The following is a 14,772-nucleotide window of genomic DNA, read 5'->3' as shown; positions in this document are numbered from 1 at the left end:
CGTCGTGCTCCTCGGCGACGCGCAGCGCGGTGTCGAGGGCGCGGGTGTGCGCGCCCATGTCCTCGTGCACCTTGAAGCCGCTCGCGCCGCCCTCGGCGAGGGCCTCGATCAGCGGGGCCGGGTCCGATGACGAACCCCGGCCCAGGAAGCCGATGTTGACGGGCCAGGCGTCGAAGGCGTTGGCTCCCGCGGTGGCGATGAGCCCCTCGCCGGAGACGATCGAGGTGCCGGTGCCGACGACGACGTCCACGCCGTCGAGGGTGTCCGGGTTCCCGGCCCGCCCGATCGCGGCGATCCGGCCCTCGCGGATGCCGATGGACACCTTCCTGATGCCCTGCGCCGCGTCGATGACGAGGACGTTGCTGATCACGACGTCGCAGGTGTCGCGGACCGCGGCGGCCTTGAGGTGCAGTCCGTCGCGGGCGGTCTTGCCGAATCCGGCGAGGAACTCGTCGCCGTACCGCTGCGCGTCGGACTCGACGCGGACGGTCAGGCCGGAGTCGCCGAGCCGGACCCGGTCCCCGGCGCGGGGTCCGTGCGTGGCGGCGTAGGCGTGCGGATCGATGCTCATCGTGCGGTCGCTCCCAGGTAGCCACAGGCGGCGGCCCTGCGCAGGGCCTCTTGCTTCGCGCCCGGCGCGTCGAGCGCGCCGTCGACCAGACCGGCGAAGCCGATCGCGACGCGGTCGCCGCCGATCGGCACGAGCCCGACGTCGACGCGCTCCCCCGGACCGAAGCGCACGGAGGATCCGGCGGGGACGGCGAGCCGCATGCCGTACGCGGCCTCCCGGTCGAAGTCGAGCCGGGGGTTGGCCTCGAAGAAGTGGAAGTGCGAGGTCACCGAGACCGGGACGGTGGCGGTGTTGCGCACGGTCAGGGCGACGACGGGGGCGGGCTCCGCGTGCGCGGGCCCCGGAAGCAGGGCGCCCGGCGCCCGGTCGCCCGCGCCGTCGCCGCCGATCGGCCGGGACACGACGGCGAGCCGGGAGCCGTCGTCGAAGACGGCCTCCACGTGCACCTCGGTCACCACGTCCGCGACGCCCGGGAGCACGTCGTCCGGGCCGAGCACGGACCGGGCCCGCTCGATGGCCTCGGCGAGCCGGGAGCCGTCGCGCGCCGCCTCGCACACGGTGTCGGCGATGAGCGCGGTCGCCTCGGGGACGTTGAGCCGCAGCCCGCGCGCCCTGCGGGCGCGGGCGAGCTCGGCCGCGCCGAAGAGCAGCAGCCGGTCGCGTTCGGTGGGGGTCAGTCGCATGCCAGGCACCTCGTATCCCTGCCGCACATTTGAACGACACTCTAAGCAAAGATTCGAGAACGCGGAAGCTTCACCCATTGACGCCGCGCTGCGGCATACCCCACATTGAACGCCACTCAAACACACCGTACGCCCACACCGTACGCCCAGCCCTTCGCCCAACCCTTCGCCCATTCCTTCTTCCGTCGAGCGACAGCGTCAGGGGCCCTTCATGCCGATCGAACAGCGCGGAGTCGACACCATCCCCGAGGAGGAGCGCACCAGCGGCCCGCGGGACGTGGTCACGATCCTCCTCGGCTCCAACCTCTGCCTCGGAGTGATCGTCTTCGGCTGGCTGCCGGTGTCGTTCGGCCTCGGCTGGTGGCAGTCGGTGACGGCGGTGGTGGCGGGCACGCTCGTCGGCACCGCCCTGACCGCGCCCCTCGCCCTCGTCTCGCTGCGCACCGGCACGAACCTGTCCACGTCGTCCGGCGCCCAGTTCGGCGTCCGCGGCCGTCTGGTCGGCTCGGTGGTCGGGCTGCTGCTCTCGCTCGGCTACACCGCGCTGACCCTGTGGATCGGCGGCGACGTGATGGTGGGCACCCTGCACCGGCTGTGCGGGCTGCCCACCGGCGGGTTCACCTACGCCGTCGTCTACACGCTGCTCGCGGCGGCCACGGTGGCCGGTGCGGTGTACGGCTACCGGGTGCTGCTGCGCCTGTCCCGCGTGCTCGCCTTCGCCATGACGGCGCTCCTGGCCCTCGGCGTCGCGGCGTACGCGCCCGACTTCACCACGGCCGCGCTGCCCGGAGCGGGCGGCTACGCCCTCGGCTCCTTCTGGCCGACCTGGACGCTCGCCCTGGTGGCCGCGGGCCTGTCCGGACCCATCGCCTTCATCACCCTGCTCGGCGACTACACCCGGTACGTGTCCCCCGCCCGGCACGCCTCGGGACCGGTCCTGCGGGCGACCTGTCTGGGCCTGGTCGCGGGGCTCCTGGTCCCGCAGCTCTTCGGCACGTTCACGGCGTACGCGGCGAAGGCGGCGCTCGACTACGCCGGGCCGCTGGTCGCGGCGGCACCCGGCTGGTACCTGGTGCCGCTGCTGCTCGCCGCGTCCGCCGGGTCCGTCGGCAACGCGGGCCTGATGCTGTACTCGATGGGGCTCGACCTGGACGCGATCGTGCCGCGGGCGTCGCGGGCGCGGGCCACCTGCGCCGTGGCGGCCGTCGCCACGGGGTGCGTGTTCGCCGGGCACTTCGCCTGGGCCGCGCAGGACGCGATGACGTCCTTCGTGCTGCTGCTCACGGCCATCGGCACGCCCTGGGCCGTCATCACGCTCATCGGCTTCGCGCGCTGCCGGGGCGCGTACGACGCGGACGCCCTCCAGGTCTTCAACCGCCGCGCGCGGGGCGGGATCTACTGGTTCCGGGGCGGCTGGAACCCGTGGGCCACGGGCGCGTGGGCGCTGGGCGCGGCGGTGGGCCTGCTCTCGGTGTCCCTCCCCTCCTACGAGGGGCCGCTGCTGGGCCTCACGGGCGGGGTGGACGTGAGCTTCCTGCTGTCGGGGGTGGTGGGCGGCGCCGCTTACGCGGCGCACCCCGGGCCCCCCCCGCCCCGAGCCGAGGGGACTCCGCCCCCTGACGCCCCCGCCGACCGGCCTGCGGCCTCGCCCTCGCCCTCGCCCTCGCCCTCGCCCTCGCCCTCGAACGCCTCGTCCCCGCCCTCGTCCTCGAACGCCGGACGGGCCTGAACACCCGGGCTTACGCCAGGTCCAGGACCGCCTTGCCGTGCAGGCGCCGCTCGCTCAGCGCCCCCGCCGCCGCGGCCGCCTCGGTCCAGGGGCCCCGCCACGCCACCCCGGCGTCGAGCCCGCCGGAGGCGACCCGCCCGGCCAGCCACGCCAGGTCACGGCCCAGCGGGGCGCCCCCGCCGAGCAGGAAGAAGCTCACGACCGACCGGTCGTGCCGCCCCAGGTCGCCGTAGAGGACGCCGTGCGCGAAGTGCTCGTCGTCACCGCCCGCGTGCCCCACGGCCACCAGCGTCCCCCCGGCCGCCAGCTTCTCGTACGCGGCGACGAGCTGCCGCCCGCCGACCAGGTCCACCACCCCGTCCACGGCCTCCCCCACGTCGGCGGGGTCCGCGAGGACCTCGTGCGCGCCGAGCTCCCGCAGCCGCTCCCCGTGCGCTTCCGGGTCCCCGGTCGTGGCCACGACGTGCGCCCCGCCCTGCCGGGCGAGCTGCACCGCGTACCGCCCGACGCCGCCCGTCGCCCCGGTGACCAGGACGCGCCGCCCGAGGATCGGCCCGATCCGGTGCAGGGCCCGCAGCGCGCTGGCTCCGGCGACGGGCACCGTACTGATGACACCGAGGTCGGCGCCTTCGGGCACGGCGCCGAGCAACTCGGTGTCCACCGCCCGGAGTTCGGCCCATCCCCCGGACTCCCCGAGCGTCACCACCGGCGTGCCCGCCGCGGGGCCCGAGCCGTCGGCGGCCGCCCGCTCCACGTACCCGGCCGCGTCCCAGCCGAGCACGGCGCCCGGCTGCGCGCCCGGCACGAGCAGGGTGACCTCGCCGTGGTTCAGGGAGGTCGCGGTCACGCGGACCAGGGCCTGGTGGGGGGCGGGCTCGGGGTCGGGCGCGGTACCGAGGCGCAGACCGGCCGGGGCGGAAGGGTCGACGAGCAGAGCGCGCACGAAGGCACCTCTTTCAGGGCGGAGTCATGGGATCCGTGCGCGTCGAGCAGCACGGCGTCGCCATAGTGCCACTGAGTGGCATAAGCCATCAAGAGGCATTGGCTACCCGACTACACTCCCTTCATGGACACCGCCCGAGCCGCCGCTCCCCTCTCCCTGCGCGAGCGCAAGAAGCTCCGCACCCGGCAGGCGCTCGTCGACACGGCCCTGGAGCTGTTCACGGAGCGCGGCTTCGACCGCGTCACGCTCGACGAGCTGTGCGACGCCGTCGAGGTGTCCAAGCGGACCTTCTTCCGCACCTTCACCAGCAAGGAAGACGTGGCGATGGCGCCGCTCCAGGACCTGTGGACGACGTTCCTCGACGAGCTGGCCGAGGTGCGGCCCGACGGCGGCCCGCTGAGCGATCTCCTCCGCGACGCCCTGCTCGCCGCCCTCGACCGGATGCCCGGCGCGGAGTGGGCGCACCGCGTGCTGCTCAGCCGTCGCCTCGCCGCGCAGCAGCCGTCGATGGACGCGCACGGCCTCGCCTTCTGCGACCGCACCGGGCGGGCCGCCCTGGACGTCGTCGTACGCCGCTTCGACCTCGGCGGCGCCCCGCACGACCCGGACCGGCTCCGCGCGCACCTGGCCGTCGACCTGCTCGTGGCCGCCTGGCACCGCGGCCTCGAAACCTGGACGGCGGACCCGGGCACCGCCACCCGCGCCGGCCTCGCCGCCGCCTTCCGCCGCGCCTGCGCGGCCCTGCCCGAGAGCCTGGCCCTCACCGCGCACGCCAAGGCGGACTAGGACGCGCGAAGGCCGGGCCCGGCAGCGGCTGCCGGGCCCGGCCTTCGCGGACGGACGGTGGTCGGACGGGGGGGCTCAGCCCAGGCGATGCATCCAGCCGTGCTGGTCCTCGCGCACGCCGCGCTGGATGTCGAGCAGCGCCTCGCGGAGCTTCATGGTGACCTCGCCGGGCCGCCCTTCGCTCTGCGTCCACTCGCCGCGCTGCGCCTTGACGGTGCCGACGGGCGTGATCACGGCGGCCGTGCCGCAGGCGAAGACCTCCGTGAGCGTGCCGTTCTCCGTGTCGGCCTGCCACTGGTCGATGGAGACGCGGGCCTCCTTGGACTCGTAGCCGAGGTCGCGGGCGACGGTCAGGAGGGAGTCACGGGTGATGCCCTCCAGGATGGAGCCGGAGAGGGACGGGGTCACGATCACCGGCTTCTCCTGGGACGCGGACCCGTACACGAAGTACAGGTTCATGCCGCCCAGTTCCTCGACCCACTTGTGCTCGACGGCGTCGAGGTAGGCGACCTGGTCGCAGCCCTTCTGCGCGGCCTCGGCCTGCGCGAGCAGCGACGCGGCGTAGTTGCCGCCGGTCTTGGCGTCGCCCATGCCGCCGGGGACGGCGCGCACGCGGTCCTCGGAGAGCCAGATGGAGACGGGCTTGACGCCGCCGGGGAAGTAGGCGCCCGCAGGCGACGCGATGACCACGAAGAGGTACTCGTTCGCGGGCTTCACACCGAGGCTCGCCTCGGTCGCGATCATGAAGGGGCGCAGGTAGAGGGACTCCTCGCCGCCGTGGCCCGGCACCCACGCGATGTCCTGGCGCACCAGCGCGTCACAGGCCTCGATGAAGGTCTCGACCGGCAGCTCGGGCATGGCGAGGCGGCGCGCGGAGGACTGGAAGCGGCGGGCGTTGGCCTCGGGCCGGAACAGCGCGACCGAGCCGTCGGGCTGGCGGTAGGCCTTCATGCCCTCGAAGATCTCCTGCGCGTAGTGCAGGACGTTCGTCGCCGGGTCGAGCGAGAGGGGGCCGTAGGGCACGAGCTGGCCGTCGTGCCAGCCGCGGCCCTCGGTCCAGCGGATCGTCACCATGTGGTCGGTGAAGTGGCGGCCGAACCCGGGGTTGGCGAGGACCGCCTCGCGCTCCGCGGCCTGGGCCGGGGTCGAGGAGGGCTTCAGCTCGATCGTGGGCGTCGTCATGGTTGCGTGTCCTTCACCGGTTTCGTGTGTGACGGACCGCGCTCACTCAGGCCGTACGCGCATGGTGCTCACGGCGTACGGGTGTGCGCCGCTTCGCGGCCCCACGTCCGATTATCGCTCGTGGGATGCCGTGGACGAAACGGTGGGATCTGCGGCCCCTGGGATCCGATGGTGACACCCGGTGACCGCATACGAGAAGCCGCCGGGTGCGCGTGCTGACCCGGCGGCTTCAAGGAGACCTCACTCAGGGAGCTCTGCCGACGGATCAGCCCGCTACCCGTACGGCGAGCGCGTCGCCGATCTCGTCGGTGCTGCGAGCGGCGGTCCCGCGGGCGCCGAGGTCGGCGGAGACGGCCTCCTCGATGCGGGTCGCCTCGGCGTCGTACCCGAGGTGGCGCAGGAGCAGGGCGACGGAGAGCACGGTGGCGCTGGGGTCGGCCTTGCCCTGGCCCGCGATGTCGGGCGCCGAGCCGTGCACCGGCTCGAACATCGAGGGGAACGTACGGGCGGGGTTGATGTTGCCGGAGGCGGCGACGCCGATGCCGCCGGAGACGGCCGCGGCGAGGTCGGTGATGATGTCGCCGAAGAGGTTGTCGGTGACGATCACGTCGAAGCGGCCCGGGTCCGTGACGAGGTAGATCGTCGCCGCGTCCACGTGGATGTAGTCCGTGGTGACGTCGGGGAACTCCTTGGCCACCGCGTTGAAGACGTTGGTCCAGAGGTGCCCCGCGAAGGCGAGGACGTTGTTCTTGTGGACCAGCGTCAGCTTCTTGCGCGGGCGCGCCTGGGCGCGGGCGAAGGCGTCGCGCACCACGCGCTCCACGCCGAAGGCGGTGTTGACGGACACCTCGGTGGCGACCTCGTGCTCGGTGCCCTTGCGGATGGTGCCGCCGTTGCCCGTGTAGGGGCCCTCGGTGCCTTCGCGGACGACGACGAAGTCGATCTCGGGCTGCCCGGCGAGCGGGGTCGCGACGCCCGGCAGGAGCTTGCTCGGGCGCAGGTTCACATGGTGGTCGAAGGCGAAGCGGAGCTTGAGCAGGAAGCCCCGCTCCAGGACGCCGGAGGGCACGGACGGGTCGCCGATGGCGCCGAGCAGGATCGCGTCGTGCTGCTTCAGCTCCGCGAGGTCGGCGTCGGTGAGGGTCTCCCCGGTGGCGTGGTAGCGCCGCGCGCCGAAGTCGTACTCCTTGGTCTCCAGCTTCACATCCTGCGGGAGGACGGCGTTGAGGACCTTGAGCCCCTGGGCCACGACTTCCTGGCCGATCCCATCACCGGGGATCACTGCGAGATTGATGCTGCGAGACATGTCGGCACCCTACCGTTCGTCCCATCCAATGACACGGGTCGTCCGCGATGTGGACACCTCGGATCCCTCCGCGCGTACGCCACCACACGGACACGCTCTCTTCACCCGCGCGTATGGCGGGAGTTGGGCGTCCCTGGGAAGTTCCCACGTCATGGACACCCCCAACGTCGGCATTCCCGAGCGGCTCGCCCAGCAGATGACGATGGCCGAGCAGCACGAGTACCTGCGCGGGCGGCTCTCCCGGCGCAGGGTGCTCGCCGGTTCCTTCGCGAGCGCGGGCGTGGCGGGCGGCCTTGGTCTGCTCGCCGGCAGTTCGGGCAGCGCGTACGCCGAGCGTCCGACGGCGGCGCACCCGCTCGCGTCGCCGCCCGCGCCGGTGGAGGTGGACGGCCGTCTCGTCGCGCCCTTCGGCCGCCATCTGGCCTTCGGCGCCGACCCGCGGACGCAGCTGCGCGTCTCCTGGCAGGTGCCGCTCGCGGTGCGGTCCCCGTACCTGCGCGTGGGCCTCAAGCCCTGGGAGCTGGACCGGAAGGTCGAGGCGGAGGTGCGGGACCTGCGCACGCCCTCGCTCTCCCGCAAGCTCCCCGAAGTCGAGCAGTACTACCTGCACGCGGCCCTGGACGGCCTGGAGCCGGGCACGACGTACTACTACGGCGTCGGTCACGACGGCTTCGACCCGGCGTCGCCCGAGCGCGCGGGCACGCTCGGCACGTTCCGCACCGCCCCTGCCCGGCCGGAGAAGTTCGTCTTCACGGCCTTCGGCGACCAGGGCGTGAGCTATCACGCGCTCGCCAACGACCAGTTGATCCTGGGACAGAACCCGTCGTTCCATCTGCACGCGGGCGACATCTGCTACGCGGACACCACCGGGCACGGCAAGGACACGGACAAGTACGACGCCCGCGTGTGGGACACGTTCCTCGCGCAGACGGAGTCGGTGGCGAAGTCGGTGCCGTGGATGGTGACGACCGGCAACCACGACATGGAGGCCTGGTACTCGCCGAACGGCTACGGCGGCCAGTCGGCCCGCTGGTCGCTGCCGGAGAACGGCTTCGACCCGAAGGGCGCGCCCGGCGTCTACTCGTTCCGCTACGGCAACGTCGGCGTCGTGGCGCTCGACGCCAACGACGTGTCGTACGAGATCCCCGCCAACAAGGGCTACACGGACGGCAAGCAGACCGCGTGGCTCGACCGGCGCCTGGGCGAGTTGCGCGCGGACGACGACGTCGACTTCGTCGTCGTCTTCTTCCACCACTGCGCGTACTCGACGGCGACGCACGGCTCCGACGGCGGGGTGCGCGACGCGTGGGTGCCGCTGTTCGCCAAGCACCAGGTGGACCTGGTGATCAACGGCCACAACCACGTGTACGAGCGGACCGACGCCGTCAAGGGCGGCGAGGTCGGCAGGCCCGTGCCGGTCGGCGCGTCGACCGATCCGACGCGCGACGGCATCGTGTACGTCACCGCCGGCGGCGCGGGCAAGGACCTCTACAGCTTCCCGGCCGGGGTGAAGGACAGCTACGAGGGCCACGTGCGGGACCGGGAGTCGGTCCTCACCTTCCACTGGACCAAGCTGCGCCTGCCCGACCCGGACACGGTGGAGTGGTCACGCGTGCGCTACACCGGCTTCTCGTTCCTCGCGGTGGAGGTGACGGCCGGGGCGCATCCGAAGCTGACGGTCTCCGCGCTCGCCGAGAGCGGCGAGCGCGTCGACCACTTCGAGATCGTGCGCGGGAGGTAGGGCGAAGGGGGCGGGGCGGCTCAGTGCCCCGTCTCGCCGCCGTTGTCCCTGCGGTCGAGGGCCCGCTGGAGGGCGGCGGCGGCGTTCTTGCGCTCGGCGTCGCTGGGGCGGAGGCTGCGGCGGACTCGTCGGACGGTCGTCTCGGCCATGGGTATTCGACTCCTTGAACCAGGCATCCGGAGAACGGGGACGCAAAGGGTTACGAGACGCCGGAAAGGGCGGGGAGCGGGGCCGCAGGGTTCGCCTGCGCGGGGCCGTGCTCACATCCGCCGTTCGCTTGATCGAGCGAGACGTTCGGCTCCTACAAAGCTAAGACAGCTTCGGCTCTCTGTCTCTACAAATACTCGGGCTTCCTACTATTTGAGACGGCCGCCTCGGCCGCGACCGCTCTCAGCTCCCGGATCAGGGCTCTGACCACGAGCGTTCCGGCCTGCTCGGGCGTAGTGACGTAGCCCACGGAGCGGGTCGGCCGGCCGGGCCCGAGGCCGGTGACCGCCACGCCCTGCGGCGCTCCCGTGAGGGACAGGGCGGGCATGACGGCCATCGCGTGCCCGGCGCTCACCAGGGCGAGCACCGCGCCGTCGTCCTCGGTCTGCGTGCTGGCCCTCGGCAGCCAGTCCTGCCGCGCCCACCAGTCGCGGGTGTACGAGGTGCAGTTCTCGGCCCAGTCGGCCAGCGGCAGCGAGCGCGGGTCCGGATGCCCGGCCGGGTGCACGAACGCGTAGGGCTCCTCCACGAGCACGTCACCGACGAGACCCTGCGGGATCGGCGAGGTCGTGCCGATGGTGGCGATGCCGAGGTCGGCGCGGCCGTCGGCGACCTCGCCCGCGGTGCCGCGGCCCAGCTCCCGCACGACGCGGACCTCGGGCTCGATGCCGGGGTGGCGGGCGCGCAGCCCCGCGAGCGCGGCCGGGAGCAGGTGCAGGGCGGCGCTGCGGAACGCGGCGATGCGCAGCGGCCCGGCGACGGCGGCCCGACCACCGTCGGCGGCGGCGCCGCGCGCCTCGGCGGCGAGGGTCTCCAGGAGCCGGAGCACCCGGCGGGCGTGGGCGGTGGCGCGCTCGCCCGCCGGGGTGGGCACGGCGCCCTTGCGGCCGCGCTCGAAGAGCACGGCGCCGATCTTCTTCTCCGTGCCGCGCACCGAGTGCGAGACCGCCGACTGCGTCAGGCCGAGGGCCGTCGCGGCGCCGGAGAAGCTGCGGGCCTGCTCGACGGCCACGATGATCCGCAGCTCGTGCGGGGCGAGGTCGTGTCCGGCCATCCGTTCCCACTCGTCCTTTCCGGCCCCGAGGGGCGTGTCACCTGCGCCCATGAGGAGCGTTCATGGTTCGTCGCGTTCCATGAGCCGAACCCTCTGCCGCGCGGCCGCATTCCCGCCGTACGTTTCCGGGCATGACCAGCGACACGGCCCTGACCGTCCAGCAGACCGCCCGCCCGCACGGCTTCCCCACCCCGGCGCACTTCGCGTTCGTGGAGTCCGCGCTGCCGGAGCCCGCGCCCGGCTCGGCGCTCGTGGAGAACCTCTACTGGTCGGTGGACCCGTACCACCGGGAGATGATGGACGGCGACTTCGCGCTCGACGCGCCGCTGGAGGGCCGCACCCTGGGCCGGGTGATCGCCTCGCGCGACCCTGCGCTCCCGGAGGGCGGGATCGTCTTCCACCGCAAGGGCTGGCGCACGCACGCGGTGGTGACGCCGCAGGAGGCGCGCGTCCTGCCGCGCTTCGACGGGGTGCCGCTCTCCGCGCACCTGGGCATCCTGGGCGGCACCGGTCTGACCGCGTACGTCGGTCTGACCCGGATCACGCCGGTGCGCGCGGGCGACGACCTGTTCGTGTCGGCGGCGGCGGGCGGCGTCGGCACGGCCGCCGGGCGCCTGGCGAAGCTCCTCGGCGCGGGCCGCGTCGTCGGCAGCGCGGGCTCGGCCGCGAAGGTCGCCTACCTCAAGGAGCACGTCGGCTACGACGACGCCTTCGACTACCACGAGGGCCCTGCCGCCGAGCTGCTCGCGAAGGCGGCGCCCGACGGCGTGGACCTCTACGTCGACAACGTCGGCGGCGAGCAGCTGGAGGCGGCGATCGAGGGCCTGCGCGACCGCGGCCGCATCCTGCGCGTCGGCACGGTCGCGCAGTACAACAGCACCCGGGCGCTCGCCGCGCCCCGCAACCTCTCGGAGATCGTGGAGAAGAGCCTGCGCATGGAGGGCTTCCTCGTCCGCGACTACTACGACGTGCAGGAGGAGTTGTACGCGTACGTGGTCCCGCATCTGCTCAGCGGCCGGATCGGCCTCGACGAGACGGTGGTGGACGGCTTCGACCGGATCGTGGAGGCGTTCCTGGGGATGCTGCGGGGTGAGAACGTGGGGAAGATGATCGTGCGGGCCACGGGGGCACCGGCATAGCCGGACCCTCCGGACCGGCCGGGCGTACGCCCTAGAACACGTCCCCGTCGCGCCAGTCGATGAGCAGCGGGTGCGCCGGGTCGAGGTCGGCGCCGCGCAGCATGGGCGCGTCCTCGTCGGGCATCTCCGCCACGCCCTGCGGGCCGAGCGTGCCGACGAGGCCGGTCCAGGTCTGCCAGCCGTGCGCGAGGTACAGCTTCTCGCCCTCCTCGGACGGCGAGAGGACGCCCAGGTCGTAGGCCCGCTCGACGATGTCCTCCAGGGCGCTCATGACCTGCCCGCCGAGCCCCTGCCGCTGCCGGTCCGGGTGGGTGGCGACGGCTTCCACGTAACCGACGCGCAGCGAACGGCCGTTGTGCAGGACGCGCCGCTGCACGACGGAGCCGTGCGCGAGCAGCTCGCCGTCGGCGCCGTGGACGAGGGCGTGCATGCCGCCGAGCCCGTGGTCCCAGTCCTCGTCGGAGAAGTCCCCGTCGAAGGCGAGGTCCATGAGGGCGCGGGCGGCGGCGAGGTCCGCGGGGGCGAGTTCGGCGGTGTGTGCCGTGCGGAGGGTGGTCTGTGTGGTCACGCGCTCACGGTACTCAGGCGGCATCTGAGTACGCATCCCGATTTGCCGGGGGCCGGGCGGCGGCAGAGTCGACGGTATGAACGGTTCCTCCGGCTCCCACGGCCTCGGCCTCTACGCCCTCAAGCCCTGGTACGCCGCCAAGTTGTCCGGCGTGCGCGGTGCGCTGGTGCGCCGCGCGGTGTCGCCGGACGCGCTCACGGCGGCGGGCGTGGTGTGCGCGGCGGGCGCGGCCGCGGCCCTCGCGTGGCTGCCCGCGCCGCTGGCCGCGCTCCCGGTCGCGGCGCTGCTCGCGGCACGCCTGGCCTGCGCGAACCTGGACGGCGCCCTGGCCCGCGACACCGGCCGTACGACGCGGCGCGGGGCCCTGCTCAACGAACTCGGCGACAGGGCGGCCGACTTGGTGATGCTCGCGGGCTTCCTGCCGCTCGCCCCGCTGTGGCTGGTGGCGACGGCGGCCCTCGCGGCGACGCTCCCGTCCTGGGTGTCCCTGGCGGGCGCGGCGGCGGGCGCGGAGCGCCGCAACGGCGGCCCGGTGGGCAAGACGGAGCGCTGCGCGCTGGTCGTGGTGGCCGCCGCGTCCGGTTTGGCGGTGCCCGTGCTCGTGGTGATCGCCGCGGGCTCCGCGCTGACGGCGGCCGCCCGGTGCGGGCGCCTGTGGGGGGAGTTGGGGACCCGATGAGCGTCGCGTTCCTCGCGGCCGAGGCGGCCGCGCGGGCCGTGCCCGTGGTGGCAGGGGCGCTCGGCGCGGGCGGCGTCGCCGTCGCCGCGCTGCCGTCCCGGGTCCGGATGCGGGCCGAGCTGCGCAGGCGCTGGCGGACCTGGGCGCTCGCGGCACCGCTGTTCCTCGGCGCGCTCTGGGCGGGCCGGGCGGGGGCGTTCGCCCTGGCGGCCGGGCTCGGCGTGGTCGCCGTGGCGGAGTACGCCCGCATGTACCGCCTTGCGCGGGGCGAGCGGGCGGTGCTCGGCGTGGCCGCGGTCCTGCTGCCCGCGACGGCCTGGCTGGCGCCCGCGACGCTCGACCTGCGCGCGCCGGCCGCCCTCCTGATCGTGTCGGCCCTGCCCGCACTCCTGACCGGTGACACCGAGCACGGCTTCACCCGGGCCTGCCGCACCCTCTTCGGCGTGCTCTGGATCCCGGTCTCCCTCACCGGCCTCGTCCTCCTGGACGGCACGGCGGTGGCGGTGGGCGTGGCGGTGGCCTTCGGGGACATCGGCGCGTGGTGCGCGGGCACGGCCCTGGGCCGCGGTGGCCCGCTGGCCCGCTCCCTCTCGCCGCTGTCCCCCAACAAGACGTGGGCGGGGGTCCTGGGCACCGCGGCGGCGACGGCCCTGGCCCTGGCGGCGGTCGGGGCCCTCACGGTGACGCTGTGGGCGGCGGTGCTCGTCGGCTGCGTCCTGGGCGACCTCCTGGAGTCCATGGTGAAGCGCGAGGCGGGCGTCAAGGACGCGGGCACCTGGCTCCCCGGCTTCGGCGGCCTCCTGGACCGGGTGGACTCGCTGCTCCTGGCCCTGCTCCTGACGATGGCGGTGGGACTGTGAAGACGGAGAGCAAGCCCATCAAGCCCGTCCGGCGATGGAGGACAAGGCGCGAAGCGCCCAAAGGGCAGGGGCCCGGGGGCGGCAGCCCCCGGTTCGGGAAGGGGCGGGCCTGGGGCGCCGCCGCGCGGGCCGTGCTCTGGCGCGGCCTCCTCACCCTCACCGGTGGCATCGCCCGCAAGGGCGCCCTGCCGGACGGCGGCTGCGTGGTCGTGGCCAACCACACCTCCCACGCCGACACCGCGGCCCTGCTCGCCGCCCTGGACGCGCGCCACAGCCCCACCATCGCCGCCGCCGCGGACTACTGGTTCGCCTCCCCCTGGCGGCGCCGCGTGTGCGCACGCCTGGCCGCGGGCTTCCCCGTGCGCCGCACGGGCGGCGGCATGGACGACCTGCTGGCCAAGGAGGACGCGCTGCGCGCGGGCCACGCGGTGGTCCTGTTCCCGGAGGGCACCCGGGCCCGCCGGGGCGAGCTCGGCGCGTTCCACAAGGGTGCCCTGGTCCTGGCCGGGCAGGCGGGCGTGCCGGTCGTCCCGGTGGGCATCGCGGGCACGGACCGGCTGCTCCCCAAGCACGGCAGGCTGCGCCCGTCCCTGGTGCGCGTGACGATCGGCGAGCCGCTGCCGCCGACGGCGACGGCTCAGGAGGCGCGCGCGGCGGTGGCGGAGCTGCACCGGCGCACCGCGGCCGAGCCCCTGCGGGACTCCCGTGCGCGCAAGCGGGTCGCGGCGGCGGTCGGCTCCCGCTGGGGTCTTCCGCTGGCGTTCGCGTGGGCGTGCGCGGAGGCGCTGAGCTGGCCGCTGATGCCGGAGCTGTTCCTCGCGATCGCCTGCGTGGCGCTGCCCCGCAGGTCCCTCAAGCTGGCCCTGACGGCCCTGGCCGGCAGCCTCACCGGCGGCCTCCTCGCGCTGCACCTGGCCGCTTCCGGCGTCCAGGTGCCGCACCCCCTCACCACCGACCGGATGCGTGCGGAGGTGCGCCACGAGCTGGCCGCCGAGGGCCCGGCGGCGGTCCGGCACCAGCCGTGGAACGGCATCCCGTTCAAGGTGTACGCGGCCGAGGCGGGCCGCGCGGAGGTCGCGGCCCCCGACTGGCTGGCCGAGGCGGCGCTCTCGCGCGGCTCCCGCACCCTCACCGTGGGCCTGGGGTTCGGCGCGTTCGGCTTCCTGGCCCATCGGCTGCGCCGCCGCTACGGCACGTATCTGGCGCTGCTCGGCGGCGGGTTCGCGACGGGCCTCGGCCTGATCGTGGCGGGCTGGAGCTGACGGACGGGTGCCTTCCACGCACTCCATAGGTACGCACCATGGCGCGCCGCCGCCCCCGGTCC

Annotated in this window: 14 protein-coding genes and 1 pseudogene; 7 read left to right on the top strand and 8 right to left on the bottom strand. The window is 74.2% G+C overall.

All coding sequences use genetic code 11. The features are described from left to right. A pseudogene (locus tag IG74_RS0115955) lies at positions 1-571 on the bottom strand (urease subunit alpha); the annotation flags it as partial. Then, on the bottom strand, positions 568-1,254 hold the full coding sequence (gene ureA, locus IG74_RS0115950; protein WP_030676454.1) for an urease subunit gamma: 687 nt from the start codon (positions 1,252-1,254) through the stop codon (positions 568-570). The pseudogene IG74_RS0115955 and the gene ureA, both read right to left, overlap by 4 nt. Before the next feature lie 211 nt (positions 1,255-1,465). On the opposite strand from ureA, the gene IG74_RS0115945 reads away from it, so the two are divergent. After that, positions 1,466-2,983 (top strand): cytosine permease, encoded by a 1,518-nt coding sequence (locus IG74_RS0115945; RefSeq protein WP_078868801.1) that lies wholly within the window; start codon positions 1,466-1,468, stop codon positions 2,981-2,983. 10 nt (positions 2,984-2,993) lie between these two features. On the opposite strand, the gene IG74_RS0115940 is transcribed toward IG74_RS0115945, so the two are convergent. Further along, entirely contained in the window at positions 2,994-3,926 is a 933-nt protein-coding gene (locus IG74_RS0115940) for a zinc-binding dehydrogenase (RefSeq protein ID WP_030676449.1), read from the bottom strand. A gap of 123 nt (positions 3,927-4,049) precedes the next feature. Between IG74_RS0115940 and IG74_RS0115935 the strand changes: the two genes are divergently transcribed. Beyond that, positions 4,050-4,712: a TetR/AcrR family transcriptional regulator gene (locus tag IG74_RS0115935; RefSeq protein WP_030676448.1), complete on the top strand. Its 663-nt coding sequence runs from the start codon at positions 4,050-4,052 to the stop codon at positions 4,710-4,712. A 75-nt stretch (positions 4,713-4,787) separates the two neighbouring features. On the opposite strand, the gene IG74_RS0115930 is transcribed toward IG74_RS0115935, so the two are convergent. Next, positions 4,788-5,894, bottom strand: a complete 1,107-nt coding sequence (locus tag IG74_RS0115930) for a branched-chain amino acid aminotransferase (protein ID WP_030676447.1) — start codon at positions 5,892-5,894, stop codon at positions 4,788-4,790. A 265-nt stretch (positions 5,895-6,159) separates the two neighbouring features. Further along, entirely contained in the window at positions 6,160-7,200 is a 1,041-nt protein-coding gene (locus IG74_RS0115925; protein ID WP_030676446.1) for a 3-isopropylmalate dehydrogenase, read from the bottom strand. A gap of 151 nt (positions 7,201-7,351) precedes the next feature. Here IG74_RS0115925 and IG74_RS0115920 point away from each other — a divergent pair, with 151 nt between their 5' ends. Continuing rightward, positions 7,352-8,941 (top strand): purple acid phosphatase family protein, encoded by a 1,590-nt coding sequence (locus IG74_RS0115920; RefSeq protein ID WP_030676444.1) that lies wholly within the window; start codon positions 7,352-7,354, stop codon positions 8,939-8,941. A gap of 20 nt (positions 8,942-8,961) precedes the next feature. Here the strand turns inward: IG74_RS0115920 and IG74_RS54205 are convergent, their stop codons facing one another. Together IG74_RS54205 and IG74_RS0115910 are read right to left on the bottom strand one after the other, a co-directional pair. Beyond that, entirely contained in the window at positions 8,962-9,090 is a 129-nt protein-coding gene (locus tag IG74_RS54205) for a hypothetical protein (RefSeq protein WP_267885566.1), read from the bottom strand. Positions 9,091-9,275: 185 nt separating this feature from the next. Continuing rightward, positions 9,276-10,202, bottom strand: a complete 927-nt coding sequence (locus tag IG74_RS0115910; RefSeq protein WP_030676442.1) for a LysR family transcriptional regulator — start codon at positions 10,200-10,202, stop codon at positions 9,276-9,278. 131 nt (positions 10,203-10,333) lie between these two features. Between IG74_RS0115910 and IG74_RS0115905 the strand changes: the two genes are divergently transcribed. After that, positions 10,334-11,341 carry an NADP-dependent oxidoreductase gene (locus IG74_RS0115905; RefSeq protein WP_030676440.1) on the top strand — a complete coding sequence of 336 codons (1,008 nt, stop codon included), beginning with the start codon at positions 10,334-10,336 and terminating at the stop codon, positions 11,339-11,341. Between the two features lie 31 nt (positions 11,342-11,372). Here the strand turns inward: IG74_RS0115905 and IG74_RS0115900 are convergent, their stop codons facing one another. Beyond that, positions 11,373-11,933, bottom strand: coding sequence for a GNAT family N-acetyltransferase (locus tag IG74_RS0115900; protein ID WP_051854932.1), 561 nt, complete (start codon positions 11,931-11,933; stop codon positions 11,373-11,375). 52 nt (positions 11,934-11,985) lie between these two features. On the opposite strand from IG74_RS0115900, the gene IG74_RS0115895 reads away from it, so the two are divergent. The 3 genes from IG74_RS0115895 (at position 11,986) to IG74_RS45890 (ending at position 14,710) form a co-directional block, all read left to right on the top strand. After that, positions 11,986-12,588, top strand: coding sequence for a CDP-alcohol phosphatidyltransferase family protein (locus tag IG74_RS0115895; RefSeq protein WP_030676436.1), 603 nt, complete (start codon positions 11,986-11,988; stop codon positions 12,586-12,588). Beyond that, complete coding sequence (locus IG74_RS0115890) at positions 12,585-13,448, top strand: phosphatidate cytidylyltransferase (protein WP_030676434.1); 864 nt, start codon at positions 12,585-12,587, stop codon at positions 13,446-13,448. Before IG74_RS0115895 ends, IG74_RS0115890 begins: the two co-directional genes overlap by 4 nt. Before the next feature lie 131 nt (positions 13,449-13,579). Next, a complete protein-coding gene (locus IG74_RS45890; RefSeq protein WP_078868800.1) occupies positions 13,580-14,710 on the top strand; it encodes a lysophospholipid acyltransferase family protein in 1,131 nt (376 codons plus the stop codon). Positions 14,711-14,772: the final 62 nt, after the last annotated feature.

Origin of the sequence: Streptomyces sp. NRRL B-1347 (assembly GCF_000720325.1) — a bacterium.
Lineage (GTDB): Bacteria > Actinomycetota > Actinomycetes > Streptomycetales > Streptomycetaceae > Streptomyces.
The sequence above is the reverse complement of the archived record's forward strand: the minus strand, read 5'-3'. Positions and strand labels throughout refer to the sequence as shown.